Source organism: Pseudomonas sp. TAE6080 (genome assembly GCF_018732265.1).
Taxonomy (GTDB): Bacteria; Pseudomonadota; Gammaproteobacteria; order Pseudomonadales; family Pseudomonadaceae; genus Aquipseudomonas; species Aquipseudomonas brenneri.
The window spans coordinates 1-15,737 of sequence record NZ_JAHIDY010000027.1 but is presented as its reverse complement, the minus strand read 5'-3'; the positions used below and the strand labels follow the sequence as shown (position 1 = coordinate 15,737).

Below are 15,737 nucleotides of genomic sequence, written 5' to 3'. Positions count from 1 at the left end.
CGGTTCGGCAGGACGAGGCTTACTGAGTAGTACAGGAGTCACTCAGCGACGGTCGTTCTCAGCGTTATCAAGATTGACCGGCTCGCCCGGTTGGACGCCGAGTTTGTCGCGAATACCCTCGAACATTGCGTCGTATTCTTTGTGCCCGCGCATGATGAGACTGGCATTGGCGGGTACTCCATGCTTGACCGCAGTCTTGGCTACTCGGCTGGCAAAGTTGAAGGCAGTGTCGCGATGCATATCGAATTCTTCAGTAAAGCTGCGACCTGATACTTCTCCAACCATCTTGAAGTGCATCAGCATGCCTTCCTTTGGGTCGCGACGAACTTCATAGATGACATCAATGCTGTATTCCGGGACTCCCGCGTTGCCAGAAGTGCTGGAACGATGAAGACGACCTGGGGTAAACATAGGATGCTCCTTTTTTTGGGGGGATAGCCCTATAAAAAAATTAGGTTAGGGCGTCTCATCAGCGAACTCCCTCGACACGCTCGCAGCGCTCAAGTCTTGCATCCGGGATGACTATCTTCTGTTCATTCGGGGTTGAATTTGTTGTCGGGGGATAATTCCCATTCCCGTGCGAGCTGGGCTGCCATCCATCGTTTGCTTGTTTTGCAAATTATCCTCTTCTTTTTGGTCGTGACAGGACGCACCACCGAGACAGATGGTAGCGGCAATCAAAAAAATAGGACTCAAATGCTTGATCATCGGAATCTCCACGCTTTGAAAGGTCAAGTGGCTTAGATTCTCTCCATGTAATCGCATTAGGTAAGAGCTTAGGTGAAAGCTAGGGGTTACCTATTGCTGCCCGATAGTCGGACCAAGCTGATTGTGTCTAGATTGCCTTAATGGCTGGCGAACTGCTTTTGGCCGACTTCTGCCTGTCGCGACTGGCCGAAGTCGACCCAGAGCGGTAGGTGAGCCAGTGGGCCAGCGGTCAGACGGTATGAATTATCTGCCGTCTCCGCACTCCACCGCCCGAGGAGCAGTTGTTTCTTAATAGCGGTGAACTCCGCTCCGAGGCAAAGCTAATGGCATCTATCGATGACTTCAGAATCGAGTCACATAAACTCTTAATGGAACTGGACGCTGCCACGATGGGAATGATGATGCTGGTCTCAGCCAGATGTGTTTCAGGCCCCGACTGGGACGCTGCTAGCAAGAGGCAGTACGATGCCTACGAAAGCTGGGACACGTTTATAAATTTCCCATCAGGGCCGGCCTCTGGCAATGCTACGTTTGTCAGCTGAATTGTTGCCGCCTCCTCATACTTACCTTCTTGTTCTGGAGATTTTTATTGCACCGGCGAGAAGCGTTTTTAAAGGAAGCCATCGAGGTCCATCGTGCTTACGAGCAGGCCACGGAAACTTTGCGTCGGCTATTGAGGGAGAACAAAGGATGTAGCCCTGAGTGGGATGAGGTCGTTGAGCATCAGCAGCAGCTCTTAGCGGCGTGGGCGGCACTTCCTGTCAAATACGGCGACTTCGATTCTGAGGACGATCCAGGTTGAGCGCTGTGTCGGCTCGCACCATTAAACTGGTCGTAGCCGCGGGTGGGAAATACATCGTGTTGTCCATAAAAAAGATGTCAGCGGACGAGAGACCGCTTTTGACCGAGGCTGTGTAAAAACGTTTTTGAGCGCGACAGGTACTCAAAACCGGACTGAAAATCGCGCTTCTACGCGAAACCCACATCTGCTGACGTGCCGATAAATTTCAGATTTAACGTAGACGCGCACACTTAAAATCTGGCGAAGCGTTTTTACACACTCTGGACCCAAAGCTGCCGGTGGCAAAAGGCAGAGCCACAACCCAAAGCGGACCTCCAGATGGCAGTTCCAACCATGTCCTCATGGGTCACATCTTTAATAGGCGTTCCCAGCTTCAATTTGACGAACATTGGAAACGTTTGGGCGAGTAAAAAACATGCCGGTCATTAAGACCGGCATCTTTAGCTCATTTTGCGAAATCAAACAAACTCGTCGTCCTCCCCGCCACCGAAGAAGCCCTCGTCAGCATAGTAGTCATCTGCTGCGGGTTCCTCCTGTGCCACTGGTGGCTCTTCTACAGGTGCTTGGCTAGCAAGTTGATCAGCACCATCGTCTTGGAACATACCCATCAACATGTTACCAAGCACCATCCCTCCAGCAACACCGGCGGCCGTTTGCAAGGCGCCCGAAAGGAAGCCGCCACCTTGCGCCGGCGCTCCGCGTTGGACGAACCCTGGCTGCTGTCCTGCACCTGATTGTTGTCCGAAACGCCCGCTGGCAAGTGAGCTTTGTGCACCGGTATTGCCAGCCAGGGAACTGGCCGGCCGGTTCTCAACTGGGTGAGCCTGGCTACGACCGCCAAACAGGCCTGCCAAGAAACCGCCACTGTTCTGCTGTGAAGCATTCTGAGCACCCTTGAGAGCTTCAATCTCCGCTGCCTGTTCTTTAATGCGAGCGTCCAACTGCTCGATAGCATTTTCCTGCACGATGATGGCCTGCGCCATGAAATAGGGGGCTGCGGGCTGACGAGCAACGTGCTCCCTTATCAATGCGTCTGCCTGGGGCTCTCGCGGTGCGGATTGCCCCTCAACAGCATGCAGGCGGGCAAAAAGTCCATCAATCAGGTTCTTCTCTTCAGGTTGCATAATGTCTACTCAATGCCTTATGGCAGGTGCACGCATCATCAGAAGCGGCTTCTGCGATGTCAAAAAACAGCTATTTCAAGAGGTTTCAACACGCGATCAAGCGCTGGATAAATATTTCCAGTGACATTATTTTTTCAGAACATGACGGCCTCAAAAGAGTGCAGGAGCACTTCTGACCACAGGGGAAATGACTTCCCAGCCAAGCTACCGCCGCCCTCAAGAGTCTATTGAAGGCGGCGGTAGTTCAAAGCAAGTTCGAAACCACGCGGAGTCAGCGACTCACTGCTGGATGGTTTCGTCACTTATGACCGATTTCTGCCGGTCGTCATTCCCACGTGCGCTGGTCAAGTCGGCTGCAAATGACTGGTCAGTTGTGATGCAGATGGGGGGCAAGTCCGTGCAACTCCAAAAGCCCAGCCGCCCGCTGGACTTTTTACTGCCCGCTCATCTGCTCAGTCGCACACTTTTCACCTGCCAAATTCAAACTATTACGGCCCAGAAAAGCTGGACCTCATTGGTGAGGTGGGTATGTCTACCGATTCGAGTTTTCAAAACCAAACACAAGGTTCTGTTCCATCCAAGCCTGAGCCAGGTTCAGATGAGCCGACGCTAGATCCAGATGATCCGAACAAATACGATCCGTTGAAAAATCCAAGCGATGATCGTCCAGAAGACTGGAAGGATCCTGGTGAGAGGACTACCCCAGAGGCGGATGAACAGACACCGCTTTCAGACGATAGGAGATAGGAGAGAAAGCCCGGCCAGTGAGCCGGGTTTTTCTTCTCCGTTCGTCTACTGCGCTGCACTTGTAACGCTTTGCCGTTTCTCATGTTCAAGCACGGCATCCCGCGCATCAGCACGGAGGTTCAGCATGGACATTGACGAGAACGCACCTGGCAACAAATCACAGCAGCCCGAAACGCGCACAACGGACAACGAAACCGGCCATGACCCCAAGAGGGACGAGCCCGAAGTTCCGCTGCCTCCAGACGACGAGGCTCCTGTCGACGAAGACATGACTGACGTGGATGCAAATAACTCGGTGTCGAGTGAGCATCCAGAAGCTGGACAGAGCGGTCGAGTCGATAACCCTGATGCCGACCCACAGATGGACGATCAGGACGAAAACGATAAGGAAGCTCGCGGTATGCCTGCAAGTGACCCTGAATCAGGTGCCTGAATTAGTTCGGATGATTTCCGATGCCCGCTCAACGCGGGCTTTTTTACGCCTCGAGTTTACCTGTAGCCACGGCAGCCCTTGGGGAGGCTTGGACGTCGATGGCCGGATAGTGCGACGTACGGAATCAACACCGGCAGCCCCCGCACCCTGACCTCACATGCTTTCGGGGTGGTGCGAGACGGGATCAGCGAGACCGATGCAATAGGGCGTCGGCGCCGTGAACGTCTTCGGCAGACAGCGGGATTTAGAGCAGTGAATAGCCGCTGGGTTCGTACACGCGTCTAATGCCTGCATTTGGCCGATTCTGTTGAAAAGTCGGTTGCCAAAATCGCTCAAATATTGATGGGTAAAAACACCTCTTTTGCGGGCTGCTACGTGGAATCCGAGTCTTGAACCTTCTGCCCAAAGCACAGATTTCAATCTCAGGCGCGAACTTTTCTGCTGTGGAAACCGAAGCCGACTTTTTCAACAGAATCGGCTGTGGATTCAACCGGTCGACGCAACAGATTGGCTATCTCGCCCTACTCGAACTCGCCAGGCATACAACCCCAAGGGTGGAAAGCGCATGTCTTGCTGCAATGAAGGTGACGGTCACATTGAGTGTCACCTTCATTCGTTAGCGAGGCTGGTGGCCTCTGCTCCAATTTAGAGGGCCTTTTTTTCGGCGTTGAAGCCGTCGAAGTTTTCGAACACGCCCATGAAGCCCGGAATGCTCGCTTCACGCGCCCAGTCGCGCTGCAATTCGCAGTACATCTGTACGCGACTGATCAGTTTCGCCCCCGCCCGCTCCATGCGGCGCAATGCTGCTTCGTGCGCGGCAAGGGAGGTTCCACCGACCGCATCGACCGGAATATAGACCTCATAACCTTCTTGGATCGCGTCGAGTACCGGGAAGGCCAGACAGGCTTCGGTCCACAGCGCGGTCATGATCAGTTTGCGGCGCCCGCAGGCTTTAACCGCCTGCTTGAATTCGCTGTCTTCCCAGCTATTGATCGAGGTGCGGTCGTAGGTAGGCAAGTGGCCGAGCACGTCTTGCAGTTGCTGAATGGGCGGCTTGTTGCGACCGGTGCCGACGTTGACGGTCGAGTGAATGATGGGGAGATTGAAGTTAACCGCCGCCTTGGCGACGCTTGTGATGTTGAACACCAGTTCCTCGCGCGGCATCGAGCGGATCGAGGACACCTGGACCGGCTGGTAGTCGATGATGATAAAAGCCGAGTTATCCGGCGTCAGGAGTTGGTCGGTGTGGGGGTTGCGGATCGTTTCGCTCGTCATAGCTAGTCCTCGTTATGGATGTGATCCACGCGTGCAGTTGAGCTGGATATCTCACGCGCTGAGGCGACGATCACGAACCTGACACTGCTGCGAGTAAGGGGCGAGCCGTTAACAAGCCATGCGTCAGCGGCGTCGTTGCCTGTGAGCGGCATTTTGCTGTTCCCTTAAGCGCACCGGTAGTAGCATTGCTCGACTAGCTGTGTAGCGAGAAGGGGAACGCCGAATTGGATATCGAAGAGCTACGGACATTTGTCGAGGTTGCCGATGCCGGAGGCGTTTCGCCTGCTGCGCTTCGGCTTGGAGTATCCAAGTCGATCGTCAGTCGCAGGCTGGCGCGTCTGGAAACGGAGCTTGGCGTGCAGTTGCTGACACGGTCCACCCGTGGCGCGGCGCTGACAGAAGCCGGTGCTACGTTCCGCGAACATGCCGCCAAGGTGTGTGCCGAGATTGAATTAGCACGGGAAGCAATTCTGCCCGCGGGCCCCCTGCGTGGTCGTATGCGCGTTGCCGCACCGCTGTCTTTCGGACCGACGCATATCGCCCCGGTGGTGGCAGAGATGGCGCGCAGACACCCACAGCTGAATATCCAGACCTGCTACACCGATCGCTTTGTAGATCTCATTGCCGAGGGATACGACTGTGGCATACGGGTTGGCTACCTTCCTGACTCCAACCTTATCGGCAGACGTGTGGGCCCGATCGGAGTCCAACTGGTCGCGAGCCCAGGCTATATCAAGGCCTATGGCTCACCGCAACGGCCGGACGAACTGGCCTCCCATCAAGCCCTGATGCAGAGCACTGAGGCCTGGCAGTTTATGGATGGTGGCAAGGTTATTTCGGTTCGCCCTCAGGGGCGATTCAAGGCCGACAACGGCGTCGCGCTTGTCGCCGCCGCCATAGCAGGGCTGGGGGTCGCTTACCTGCCCGATAGCCTCACCCATGACAGCCTCGCCTCCGAGGCACTGGTGCCAATCATGACGAGTTATCCACCGCCTCCCGCGGGAGCGTATTTGGTCCGTCCTCCAGGTCAGCATCCCGCGCGGAAGATCCGTGTCCTCACCGAACTCCTGATCGAGTACTTCGGAAAGTCTCCACACTTTGCAGGGGCCGCCTCTACCTTTCCCCCCGAGTCTGCCCAATGACTGCTTCTGGCCGTTTTTGACTATCACCGCCGGCAGCTATGGGTCGACTGCGGCCCTTCGTGACTGGCAGCAATCGACTGTGGATGCACCCTCCTCCCGGCGTCCTTCCGACCATGCGCAACTCCCTACCGAGGTCAGTAATCCCCCTGCTACGCTGAAAATTTCACGGAGGATTGCACAATGCCAAACTCAGACTTACTCCCTTCCCTGCTAGTTAAGATCAACGAAAACCAGCTCGCCCTGGAGGCCGCCATCATGGAGCTTTCGAACTGGGTAGAGATGCGCGGATCGGCAGACGTCGCCGACAATGTTCGGGGCGCCCTGGACACGATCGATCGAAACGAGGAGTTCATCAAGATAACGCTTGCTGTGCTCATGACTCCCGACTAATCGCGAAAGTTCGCCATGTGTCGGTTCGGCATTTTTTGGCAGACCAGGGAGTCTATCCGTAACCAGTTTCTTGTAGATATTATTCACAGCTCGTCGGAAATTGGATGGAGAAGTCCGATCAAGCTTCCATCCACACCAGTCCTTATTGGAGGCAGGCAGGGTGTACACTTCACGGTACAACGTGGAAGTGTACACATGCAAAAAACTATGTTAATTATACAGTTATGCTATTATTCGAGTCTCCCTCGGGGCACCATATAGCAGTATCTGAAAGTCTCTACCAGGCTCTCAGCAACAGAGAAACCGGCCACTTGAGCCGGTTTTTTTGTGCCTGGCCATCGGCCCGGCCATAGCGCAATCGCGATCGACTACCCCACCGCCACCCAATGCCCACCGCCCACTTCACGAAACTTCTGCAGCGGCGCTTCAAACCCCTTGCCCTTGATCGGGCTGGGTTGCTCGAACTCTTGCAGCAACGCCTTGAAATCACGTTTCTGGTCGACATCAGGCATCGGCACCGCACTGAGCAGGCGTTTGGTGTAGGGATGCTGGGGATTGTGCAGTACGTGATCACGGCGGCCGATCTCGACAATCTGGCCGCCATACATCACCGCGACACGATGGCAGATGCGCTCGACCACGGCCATGTCGTGGGAGATGAACAGGTAGCTGAGTCGATGCTGTTCGCGCAGGTGTTCCAACAGCTCTAGCACTTGGGCCTGCACTGACACATCGAGGGCCGAGACGGACTCATCGGCGATGATGACTTTGGGGTTGAGCGCCAATGCCCGGGCAATGCAGATACGCTGGCGCTGCCCGCCCGAGAACTGGTGTGGGTAGCGATACATGGCGTCAACCGGCATATCGACCTGGCGTAACAGCTCGGCGACACGTTCTTGTCGTTGCGCCAGTGGCAACTGGTCATGGATCAACAGCGGCTCACCTACCAGCTCCAGGATGTTTTTGCGTGGGTTCAGGGCCGCGTAAGGGTCCTGGAAGACCATCTGGATATCACGCCGCACAGCCTGAAGCTCGGCGCCGTGCAGGCCGTTCAGTTCCTTGCCGAACAACTGCACGCTGCCTTGATAGGCCAGCATATTCATCAGCGCCTTGCCGGTGGTGGATTTACCGCAACCGCTCTCCCCGACCAGCCCCAGGGTTTCGCCCTGGCGCAGTTCAAAGTTGACGCCTTCTACCGCGTGTACCTGCTTGTCCTCCTCGAACCAGCCCATGCGCACTGGAAAACGCACCGACAAGTCGCGCACCTGCAAGACCACCGGTTGCTGGCTGACGTCACCCGGCTGGCCCGCCGTGCCCAGCACCGGCACCGCCGCGAGCAATTTACGGGTGTAATCGGCCTGAGGTTGGGTGAACAACTGGCGCACGGGCGCTTGTTCTTCGGTGCGGCCATGGTTCATCACCACCACCTGGTCGGCCATTTCAGCGACGACCCCCATGTCGTGCGTGATCATCAGCAAGCTGGTGCCGTAGACCTGTTGCAGCTCGCGCATCAGCTCCAGGATCTGCGCCTGGATGGTCACGTCCAGTGCAGTGGTCGGTTCATCGGCGATCAGTACCTTGGGGCGGCAGAGCATGGCCATCGCGATCATCACGCGCTGGCGCATGCCGCCGGACAGCTCATGAGGGTACTGCTGCAAGCGCTTTTCCACCTGCGGCATGCGCACTGATTCAAGCATCTCCCGGGCGCGCTGGCGCAGCGCCTGGCGCCCCAGTGGCTCGTGCCGACGCAGCGTCTCCTGCAGTTGTTGGCCAACGGTCATCAGCGGATTCAGCGATGTCATCGGCTCCTGGAAAATCATGCCGATCTGCTTGCCGCGCAGCCGTTGCAACTCGCGCTCGGGCGCGCCGATCAAGTCGCGCCCTTCAAAGCTGATTGCACCTTCGGCCACCCGGACGGCCTTGGGCAACAGCCCCATGATCGCCAGTGACGACAGCGATTTACCACTGCCGGACTCCCCGGCAATGCACAGTGTCTGGCCGGCAAACAGGTCGAAGCTCAGGTGATCGACCACGCGCCGGGAGCTGGCCCCCATGCCGACATCAATGGACAACTGCTGCACCGACAGAATCGGCTGGGAGGTCCCGTTACTCATCAAAGCTCCTCACGCGTGAAGCGATAAACGCCTAGCCGTTGGCGATGAACAGCCATCAGGCAAATACGATTTTCGGGAAGTAGAACGACACGACCCAGTTAGGCAGGTCGACGATCTCGCTGATGCGCAAATCGCCACACACCGAGCACAGCATGTACGCCTGCTCCGCCGGCATATGGTGCTCACGGCACAGCCAGTCGATGGTGTTGCTGACGGCCTGACGCGCGGCTTGCATCAAGTCCGGGCCGATGCCAGTGAAGGCTTCGTAGCCCGCACCGTCCAGGTGACGAGTCACGGGGCCCGGCGTGCTGAAACGCGGCGTTGCCAGCGGGGTGTTCTTGATCAGGTCCAGCTTTACCACCACGTCCATTGCACTCTCGATCGCGGTGCCACACACCTCACCGTCGCCTTGTGCGGCGTGAGTATCGCCAATCGACAACAAGGCTCCGCTGACCTCCACCGGCAGGTACAACGTGGTCCCGGCCGAGAGGTCACGGATGTCCAGGTTGCCGCCGACCCGGCGCGGCGGCACCACCGAGTGCAAGCCGGCCAACGCCGGCGCCAGGCCAATGGTGCCGGCGAAGGGCTTGAGCGGCACCTTGGCGAACGTGCTGAAGGCCGCTGGGCTCAGGGCCAGTTTGTCGTAGTGCCACAGCACCAGGGCGGGGTCCGTGAACTGGTCCGCGAGCAGGCCAAACCCAGGGATGTTGGCCGTCCAGCCAAAGCCACTGGGTTTGAAGCTGTCGAGGGTGATTTTCAGCACGTCGCCTGGCTCGGCACCCTCGACAAAAATCGGCCCGGTGACCGGGTTGATGGTGTCGAACGGCACCTGGGTGACATCGCTCACCGTCGATTGCGGCGTGAAGAAGCCGTTGGACGAATCCCGGCAGCAGAACTCCAGCATGGCACCTGGCGCCACCCGGGCGGTCGGTTCGATGCTGTTGTCCCAGCCGAAATGGCTGTTGACGCTGTGAATGGTCTTGACCAGGCAGTTCTGGCACATAGAGAGAAAGCTCCACGTAAGGACCACGCCCGGAAGGCGTGGTGGCAGGCCGGCTGCGCTTTATTTCAGGTAGATGTAGTTGTAGTTGACCGGAATGTGCACCGGGTCGACATACAGCGCGTCGCTGCCGCCCATGCGCGAGGAACGCACGGTGAAGCGCTGTTCGTTGAAGATCGGGACCCACGGCGCATCGGCCATCACATCGATGAAGATCTTCTTCCACAGTGCCGTCCGTTCAGCCTGCTGCTCCGGCTTGGCCATGCTGTCGGCCTTGGCGGCCAGCGCATCCAGGCTCTTGTTGCAATACAGCGCCCAGTTCCAGCCACCGTCCACCGCACTGTCACAACCCAGGATCGGCCCGTAGAAGTTCGAGGGGTCCGGGAAGTCGGCAATCCAGGCCATGCCACCGGACCACACCATCGGCGCCTGGTCCTTGGAACCGCCTGCGGCAATCACGTTGGCTTGCGCCAGGGACTTGATCTTCACACGCACCCCGACCTTCGCCAGGTCTTGCTGGATAGCCTGGGCGATACGCGGCTGCGGATCGGTGTTCATCACGTACATCTCGGTGTCGAAGCCCTTGTCGAAACCGGCTTCGGCCAAGAGCTTCTTCGCGCCTTCGACATCGTAGGCGTAGCCTTTGTAGTCCTTGTCGTAGCCCGGCATCGCCGGCGGCAGCGGCTGGTTGGCCGGGACCGCGCGGCCGTTGATGATGCGCACGATGCGGTCCTTGCTGATCGCCATGTTCACCGCCTGGCGCACCTTGAGGTTGTCGAAGGGCGGCAGTGTGGTTTTCAGGGTCAGGTAGCCGGTCTGCAATTGATCACCGATGACCACCAGGCTCTTGAACTTGGGATCGTTCTTGAACTCCAGGAACTTGGCCGGCGGCACACCGTCGCCCGCGATATCGACCTCGCCCTTCTGCAAGCGCAGGAGTGCGACCATCGGATCCTGACCGACTTCAAAGGTGATCGTGTCAAGGTGCGGCAGGCCTGCCTTGAAATAGCTCGGGTTCTTCTTGAACAGAATCTGTTGCCCCAGCTTCCACTCCGCCAGGCTGTAGGCGCCGGTGCCCACCGGATGCTTGCCGAAGTCCGCGCCCCACTTCTCGACCTCCTCCTTGGGTACGACAAAGGAGAAATTGATCGCCATCACCTGCAGGAACGTCGCATTCGCCGACTTGAGCGTGATCTTGACGGTGTAATCGTCGACGACCTCAATGCCCGATAAATGCTCGGCCTTGTTGGTCGTCATGTCTTCATAGCCCACGATCGAACTGAAGAAGCCCGCGCCAGGGCTCTGGGTTTTCGGGTTGACGGTACGCTCCAGGGAATACTTCACGTCGCTGGCCTTGAGTTCGCGACCGTTCTGGAACTTCACGCCTTTCTTCAAGGTGAAGGTATAGACGGTGCCATCCTCGGAGATGCTGTAGTCCGACGCCAGGTTCTTGGTCAGCTCTGTAGTGCCAGGCTTGTAGTCCATCAGCCCGTCGAACAGGCTTTTGATCATCGACCAATTCTGCCAGTCATAACCGATGGCCGGGTCGAGGGTGGCCACGTCGTTTTGATAGGTAATGACAGCGGCGCCACCGTCTTTGGCGTTTGGATCAAAGTCATCGGCCAACAGATTGCCGGCAAACAACGCAGCCGCGATGGCCAAGGATAATGCTTTGCGATTCATGCTCCAGCCCCTTACCTATGGTGATGTTCCTAGTGTTTTTTGATGTCGATACGCGGGTCGACCCAAGGGATCACCAGGTCGGCGACCAGGTTGCCCAAAACGATTGCCACCGCTGAAACCGTGGTCACCCCGACAATCACCGGGATGTCGACTTGCTGGATCGCCTGCCATGTCAACTGGCCGATCCCAGGCCAGCCGAAGACTGACTCGACCACCACCAGCCCGCCCATGAAGATCCCGATGTCGATGCCGATCATCGGAATCACCGGCACGATGGCGTTGGGCAATACATGGCGCAAAACCACGCGTACGCGGCTCAAGCCCTTTGCCCGGGCGGTGCGAATGAAGTCCTGGTGCAGCACCTCGATCATTGAGGAGCGCACCATGCGCGAGTACCAGCCGCTGCCGAGAATGCCCAGGGTCAGGGCCGGCAACAGCAGGTGTTTGAAGCCGCCATAACCGCCTATGGGGAACCAGTCCAACTGCACGGCGAAGAAGTACAGGAACAGCATCGCCGCGATGAACTGCGGGGCCGACACACCGATAAACGAGAGAGCCATCAAGGCTTTGTCGGCCCAACTGTCGCGACGCAATGCGGCGATCACCCCGAGGCTGATGCCAATCAGCAGCTCGAAACCGATGCCGGCGGCCATCAATTCCAGGGACGGACGCAAGCGCGCGCCGATCAGCTCCGTCACCGGGCTGCGCTGGATGTAGGAGCGCCCGAGGTCGCCCTGCACCAGGTTGCCCAGGTAATTGGCGTACTGCTGATAGAACGGCAGGTCGAGCCCTAACTGCATGCGGATCCCGGCCACCACTTCGGGCGTGGCACTGCGCCCGGCAATCTGGCGTGCCGGGTCAGCCGGCAGCATGAACAGCAGCAGGTACGTGATGAAGGTCACGCCAAGCAGGATCAACAGCGAGTAGCCGATGCGACGACTGATGAAGGCCAACATTCAGCTTCTCCCTTGCAGGGTAGGATCGAGTTCATCGCGCAGGGCATCGCCCACCAGGTTGAATGCCAGCGACAGCAGGACAATCGCAATGCCGGGGAAAAACACCAGCCACGGTGCCGAGGTGAAGTAGGTCTGGCTCTCGAAAATGATGTTGCCCCAGCTTGGCGTTGGCGGTTGGACCCCCACGCCCAGGTACGACAAGGTGGCTTCCAGCAACACCGTGGTCGAGATGCCCAGGGTGGCCCAGACCAGGATGGTCGGCAGCAAATGTGGCAGCAGGTGAGAGAACAGTATGCGCAGCGAACTGGCGCCCAGGGTTCGCTCTACGGCCACGAAGTCACGGGCGCTCAGGGCGATGGTTTCGGAGTAGATCACCCGGGCGATCTGCACCCAGTTGACCATGGCGATCACCAGGGCAACGATACACACGCTGGGCTGGAAAATCGCCGACAGCGCAATCGCCAGCAGCAAGGCCGGGAACGCCATCATCAGGTCGGTGAAGCGCATCAGCGTGCTGCCGACCCAGCCGCGCAGGAAGCCCGCGCTCAACCCCACCAACGTGCCGATCAGCACCGCCAGGCCATTGGCGAGCAAACCGATGAACAGCGACGTCCGCGCGCCATAGATCAGCCGCGACAGCAGATCACGGCCGAGTAGATCGGTGCCCAGCAGGTACGGCGTATCGGGGGGCAGCGGCGCGCCTTCCAACGACAGGCCCTCGACAAATTGCTCGGACGGGTCGTACGGGCTCATCCACGGTGCAAACAACGCCAGTAACACGACAATCACAATGTACAACAGCGAAAACGCCACCGCCGGGCGGCGAACCAAGGCACGCAACAGCTTCATAGCTGGCCCCGGCTCGGCTGCAGGTGGTCCGCCGCCAGATCCGCACACAGGTCATCCAGGCTACGGTTCAGGTGCATGGACAGGCTGCGCAGACGCTCATAGGCCTCACGCTCATCGATCTGCTGCTCGATCATCAGCCGCGCCAGTGCCTGGGCCAGCAGCGGCCGTGCCAGGAGTCGTTGTTGCAGCGCGCCAATGGTCTGCGCGTCGCTGTCTAGTCGCTCACGCAGACCGATCGCCATCATCAACGTGGTGTAGACCGAGCCTTGGGTGATCGGCTTGTTCAGCAACGCCGTGGCCCCCAACTCAATGGCACGCTGGATATGCGCCAGGGTTTCGTGGGAGGTCAGCGCAACAATGGGTACGCCGGCAGCATTCAGGCGTTGCAGGGTGGTTGGGCTGGCGAAGGGTTCCAACTCGACGATGGCGGCAAAACAACCGTCGAGCGAATCATCCGCGTCCTCAAACAACTCCTGTGCGGTAATCCCCAGCCGCTGCAGGCTCTTGTGCAGATTAGCCAGGCTGCGGGGCTCGCAGTCGATCAACAGCAACCGACCTGCTTCAAAGTCCGGGCGTTTGAACAGGCTCATTTGACGATCCTCAGGCGGGGTGCTGGTGCAACTGCGCGCAGACGTTGAAATTCACTCAGGTCGGTGGCGGTCAGGTAAGGGTCGGCCGGCAGTGGCCGTGCTTCACTGTGCAAGACCACAAAACGTCCTGCGCGCAGTTCAGCAATATGGCACGGCTGGCTGCTGTGGTTGTTGCGCTCGGCGATGGCCAGGCTGCCGAATACGCTGTCCTGCGGGTGGTCATACACGTAGCGGCAAATCCTATCGGGATCATCGCTGCCACACTGTTCCAGCGCACGGGCAAACAGGTGCAGGGCCACGTACATCCCGGTATAGAAGTGCGAAATCGGACACACCCCATGCAGCATGTGCTGCTGCTGGCTGAACGCGGGGGCGACTTCTTCAAAGAACGGGCCGCACGACAACACACGCAGGCTGCGCAGGTCGCCGACGTCACTCAACTCGGCCTCGGTCAGGTTGCAGCTCAACACCGGCAGGCTCCAACCGACGCTATTGCACGCTGCATCCAACTGCTGCAAAAAGGCGTAGGAGGACTTCCCGATCAAGTTGTTGAGAATGAACGCCGGCCGCTCTGCCAGGAGCGTCTGGATCAACTCACTGAAGGGCGTTGCATCCAGGTGGATGTAGCGTTCCAGCAACACCTCGGCGCCGGCCACTTCGAGCACTTCACGGGCAACCCGATTACTTTCCCAACCCCAGCTGTAGTTCGAGCCCAGCAGCACCGCGCGCTTGCCAAACGTTTGCAGGGCGTAGCGCAACAAGGGGATCAACGTCTGGTTCGGGCAACCGCCGAGATAGAGCACATGCTCACTGCTCTCGAACCCCTCATACGGGCAGGCGTACCACAACAGGCCGGCGTTTTGCTCCAGGTCCGGAATGATCTCCTTGCGACTGGCGGAGGTAGTCGTGCCGAAGATGTGCCGAACCCCGGACTGCATCAATTCCACCGCCCCTTCGCTGTACCGGTGCAGAACGCCTCGTGGATTGCGGTGGGTGGCCCGCAGGACAAAGTCATAGCTGGGGTTGCCATTGATCTGTGCAAGCGCGTGGGTTGCCCCGGCCAACGCATTGCGGCCAACACTTTTGTAAGTGCCCTCGGTGGAGAGCAACAGCCCAACCTCAATGGTACGACGCATCTATTTTCCCCAAAAAAAAACCTGATCGACCAGCGGACTGGTCAATCAGGCTTCATTACCTGGCGCTCAAGGCGTGCGATGTCTGTCGGCAAGACTTAATGACCAGGGCCAGGCTTGCTCGTAGGTTTAGCTATGAAAGAAGCGTGCCATCTTTATAGTGGCGCAGGATCAGGGGCGCGCAATAGTGTGCAAGGCTCGCGTCAGCACTGAGCTGGAGCGCATTGGTTTGTCTGGGCATCAGAATGGTGCGCGCATTAGGAGACAAACTTGCTCGGGCTCCAGGCGTGATTACTCCGCACAGATGTAACGTTAATTCCCATACAGCTGCCGTCGCCTTCACCCGGATGCGCAATACGAGACAACCATTTTCTGGGCTTGGTACACATCGAGTCTTGCAGCTAAACGCTTGAAACTTGAAGCTGCTCCTTTCCAACCGCCCAAAACAAAACCCCAACTGCTTTCGCAATTGGGGTTTCGGAATTTAATCTTGACGATGACCTACTCTCACATGGGGAAACCCCACACTACCATCGGCGATGCATCGTTTCACTACTGAGTTCGGGATGGGATCAGGTGGTTCCAATGCTCTATGGTCGTCAAGAAATTCGGGTACTGAGTCGCGACCAGTTGGTCTCGCTTCAGCAAATTGGGTATGTAATAGAATTCGGTGTTTTGTGAGAATCGAACTTTCGGTTCATTTCGTCTTCACACACCGCAATCTGGCCTTTCGACGCAAATTGCTTGGGTGTTATATGGTCAAGCCTCACGGGCAATTAGTATTGGTTAGC

Annotated in this window: 16 protein-coding genes and 1 rRNA gene; 5 read left to right on the top strand and 12 right to left on the bottom strand. The window is 58.0% G+C overall.

All coding sequences use genetic code 11. The features are described from left to right. Positions 1–42: 42 nt before the first annotated feature. The 3 genes from KL786_RS19475 to KL786_RS19465 form a co-directional block, all read right to left on the bottom strand. Complete coding sequence (locus tag KL786_RS19475; RefSeq protein ID WP_215518655.1) at positions 43–411, bottom strand: DUF5064 family protein; 369 nt, start codon at positions 409–411, stop codon at positions 43–45. Positions 412–522: 111 nt separating this feature from the next. Next, positions 523–708, bottom strand: coding sequence for a hypothetical protein (locus tag KL786_RS19470; protein WP_142580013.1), 186 nt, complete (start codon positions 706–708; stop codon positions 523–525). Positions 709–1,968: 1,260 nt separating this feature from the next. After that, a complete protein-coding gene (locus KL786_RS19465; RefSeq protein ID WP_142580015.1) occupies positions 1,969–2,634 on the bottom strand; it encodes a DUF2076 domain-containing protein in 666 nt (221 codons plus the stop codon). A gap of 528 nt (positions 2,635–3,162) precedes the next feature. On the opposite strand from KL786_RS19465, the gene KL786_RS19460 reads away from it, so the two are divergent. The 3 genes from KL786_RS19460 (at position 3,163) to KL786_RS19450 (ending at position 4,434) form a co-directional block, all read left to right on the top strand. Then, positions 3,163–3,381 carry a hypothetical protein gene (locus tag KL786_RS19460; RefSeq protein ID WP_109636033.1) on the top strand — a complete coding sequence of 73 codons (219 nt, stop codon included), beginning with the start codon at positions 3,163–3,165 and terminating at the stop codon, positions 3,379–3,381. Between the two features lie 124 nt (positions 3,382–3,505). Continuing rightward, entirely contained in the window at positions 3,506–3,814 is a 309-nt protein-coding gene (locus KL786_RS30140; RefSeq protein ID WP_123366410.1) for a hypothetical protein, read from the top strand. A 389-nt stretch (positions 3,815–4,203) separates the two neighbouring features. Further along, complete coding sequence (locus KL786_RS19450; RefSeq protein ID WP_215518654.1) at positions 4,204–4,434, top strand: hypothetical protein; 231 nt, start codon at positions 4,204–4,206, stop codon at positions 4,432–4,434. Between the two features lie 25 nt (positions 4,435–4,459). On the opposite strand, the gene KL786_RS19445 is transcribed toward KL786_RS19450, so the two are convergent. Next, positions 4,460–5,089 carry a hydrolase gene (locus KL786_RS19445; RefSeq protein ID WP_122840027.1) on the bottom strand — a complete coding sequence of 210 codons (630 nt, stop codon included), beginning with the start codon at positions 5,087–5,089 and terminating at the stop codon, positions 4,460–4,462. A gap of 224 nt (positions 5,090–5,313) precedes the next feature. Here KL786_RS19445 and KL786_RS19440 point away from each other — a divergent pair, with 224 nt between their 5' ends. Both KL786_RS19440 and KL786_RS19435 read left to right on the top strand, forming a co-directional pair. After that, positions 5,314–6,231, top strand: a complete 918-nt coding sequence (locus tag KL786_RS19440) for a LysR family transcriptional regulator (protein WP_215518653.1) — start codon at positions 5,314–5,316, stop codon at positions 6,229–6,231. 180 nt (positions 6,232–6,411) lie between these two features. After that, positions 6,412–6,621: a hypothetical protein gene (locus KL786_RS19435; protein WP_215518652.1), complete on the top strand. Its 210-nt coding sequence runs from the start codon at positions 6,412–6,414 to the stop codon at positions 6,619–6,621. A gap of 368 nt (positions 6,622–6,989) precedes the next feature. Here the strand turns inward: KL786_RS19435 and KL786_RS19430 are convergent, their stop codons facing one another. From KL786_RS19430 to rrf, 8 genes are all read right to left on the bottom strand, one after another. Continuing rightward, on the bottom strand, positions 6,990–8,735 hold the full coding sequence (locus tag KL786_RS19430) for an ABC transporter ATP-binding protein (RefSeq protein ID WP_215518651.1): 1,746 nt from the start codon (positions 8,733–8,735) through the stop codon (positions 6,990–6,992). A gap of 55 nt (positions 8,736–8,790) precedes the next feature. Next, entirely contained in the window at positions 8,791–9,738 is a 948-nt protein-coding gene (locus KL786_RS19425) for an acetamidase/formamidase family protein (RefSeq protein ID WP_032858322.1), read from the bottom strand. 60 nt (positions 9,739–9,798) lie between these two features. Then, a complete protein-coding gene (locus tag KL786_RS19420; protein ID WP_215518650.1) occupies positions 9,799–11,418 on the bottom strand; it encodes an ABC transporter substrate-binding protein in 1,620 nt (539 codons plus the stop codon). A gap of 29 nt (positions 11,419–11,447) precedes the next feature. Beyond that, positions 11,448–12,374 carry an ABC transporter permease gene (locus tag KL786_RS19415; protein WP_252193780.1) on the bottom strand — a complete coding sequence of 309 codons (927 nt, stop codon included), beginning with the start codon at positions 12,372–12,374 and terminating at the stop codon, positions 11,448–11,450. Next, on the bottom strand, positions 12,375–13,223 hold the full coding sequence (locus tag KL786_RS19410) for an ABC transporter permease (protein WP_215518649.1): 849 nt from the start codon (positions 13,221–13,223) through the stop codon (positions 12,375–12,377). Then, positions 13,220–13,813, bottom strand: coding sequence for an ANTAR domain-containing response regulator (locus tag KL786_RS19405; RefSeq protein ID WP_215518648.1), 594 nt, complete (start codon positions 13,811–13,813; stop codon positions 13,220–13,222). The genes KL786_RS19410 and KL786_RS19405 overlap by 4 nt, the downstream gene beginning before the upstream one ends. Continuing rightward, a complete protein-coding gene (locus tag KL786_RS19400) occupies positions 13,810–14,949 on the bottom strand; it encodes a transporter substrate-binding protein (RefSeq protein WP_215518647.1) in 1,140 nt (379 codons plus the stop codon). The genes KL786_RS19405 and KL786_RS19400 overlap by 4 nt, the downstream gene beginning before the upstream one ends. A gap of 485 nt (positions 14,950–15,434) precedes the next feature. After that, positions 15,435–15,550 (bottom strand): 5S ribosomal RNA (gene rrf / locus KL786_RS19395). Between the last annotated feature and the right edge of the window lie 187 nt (positions 15,551–15,737).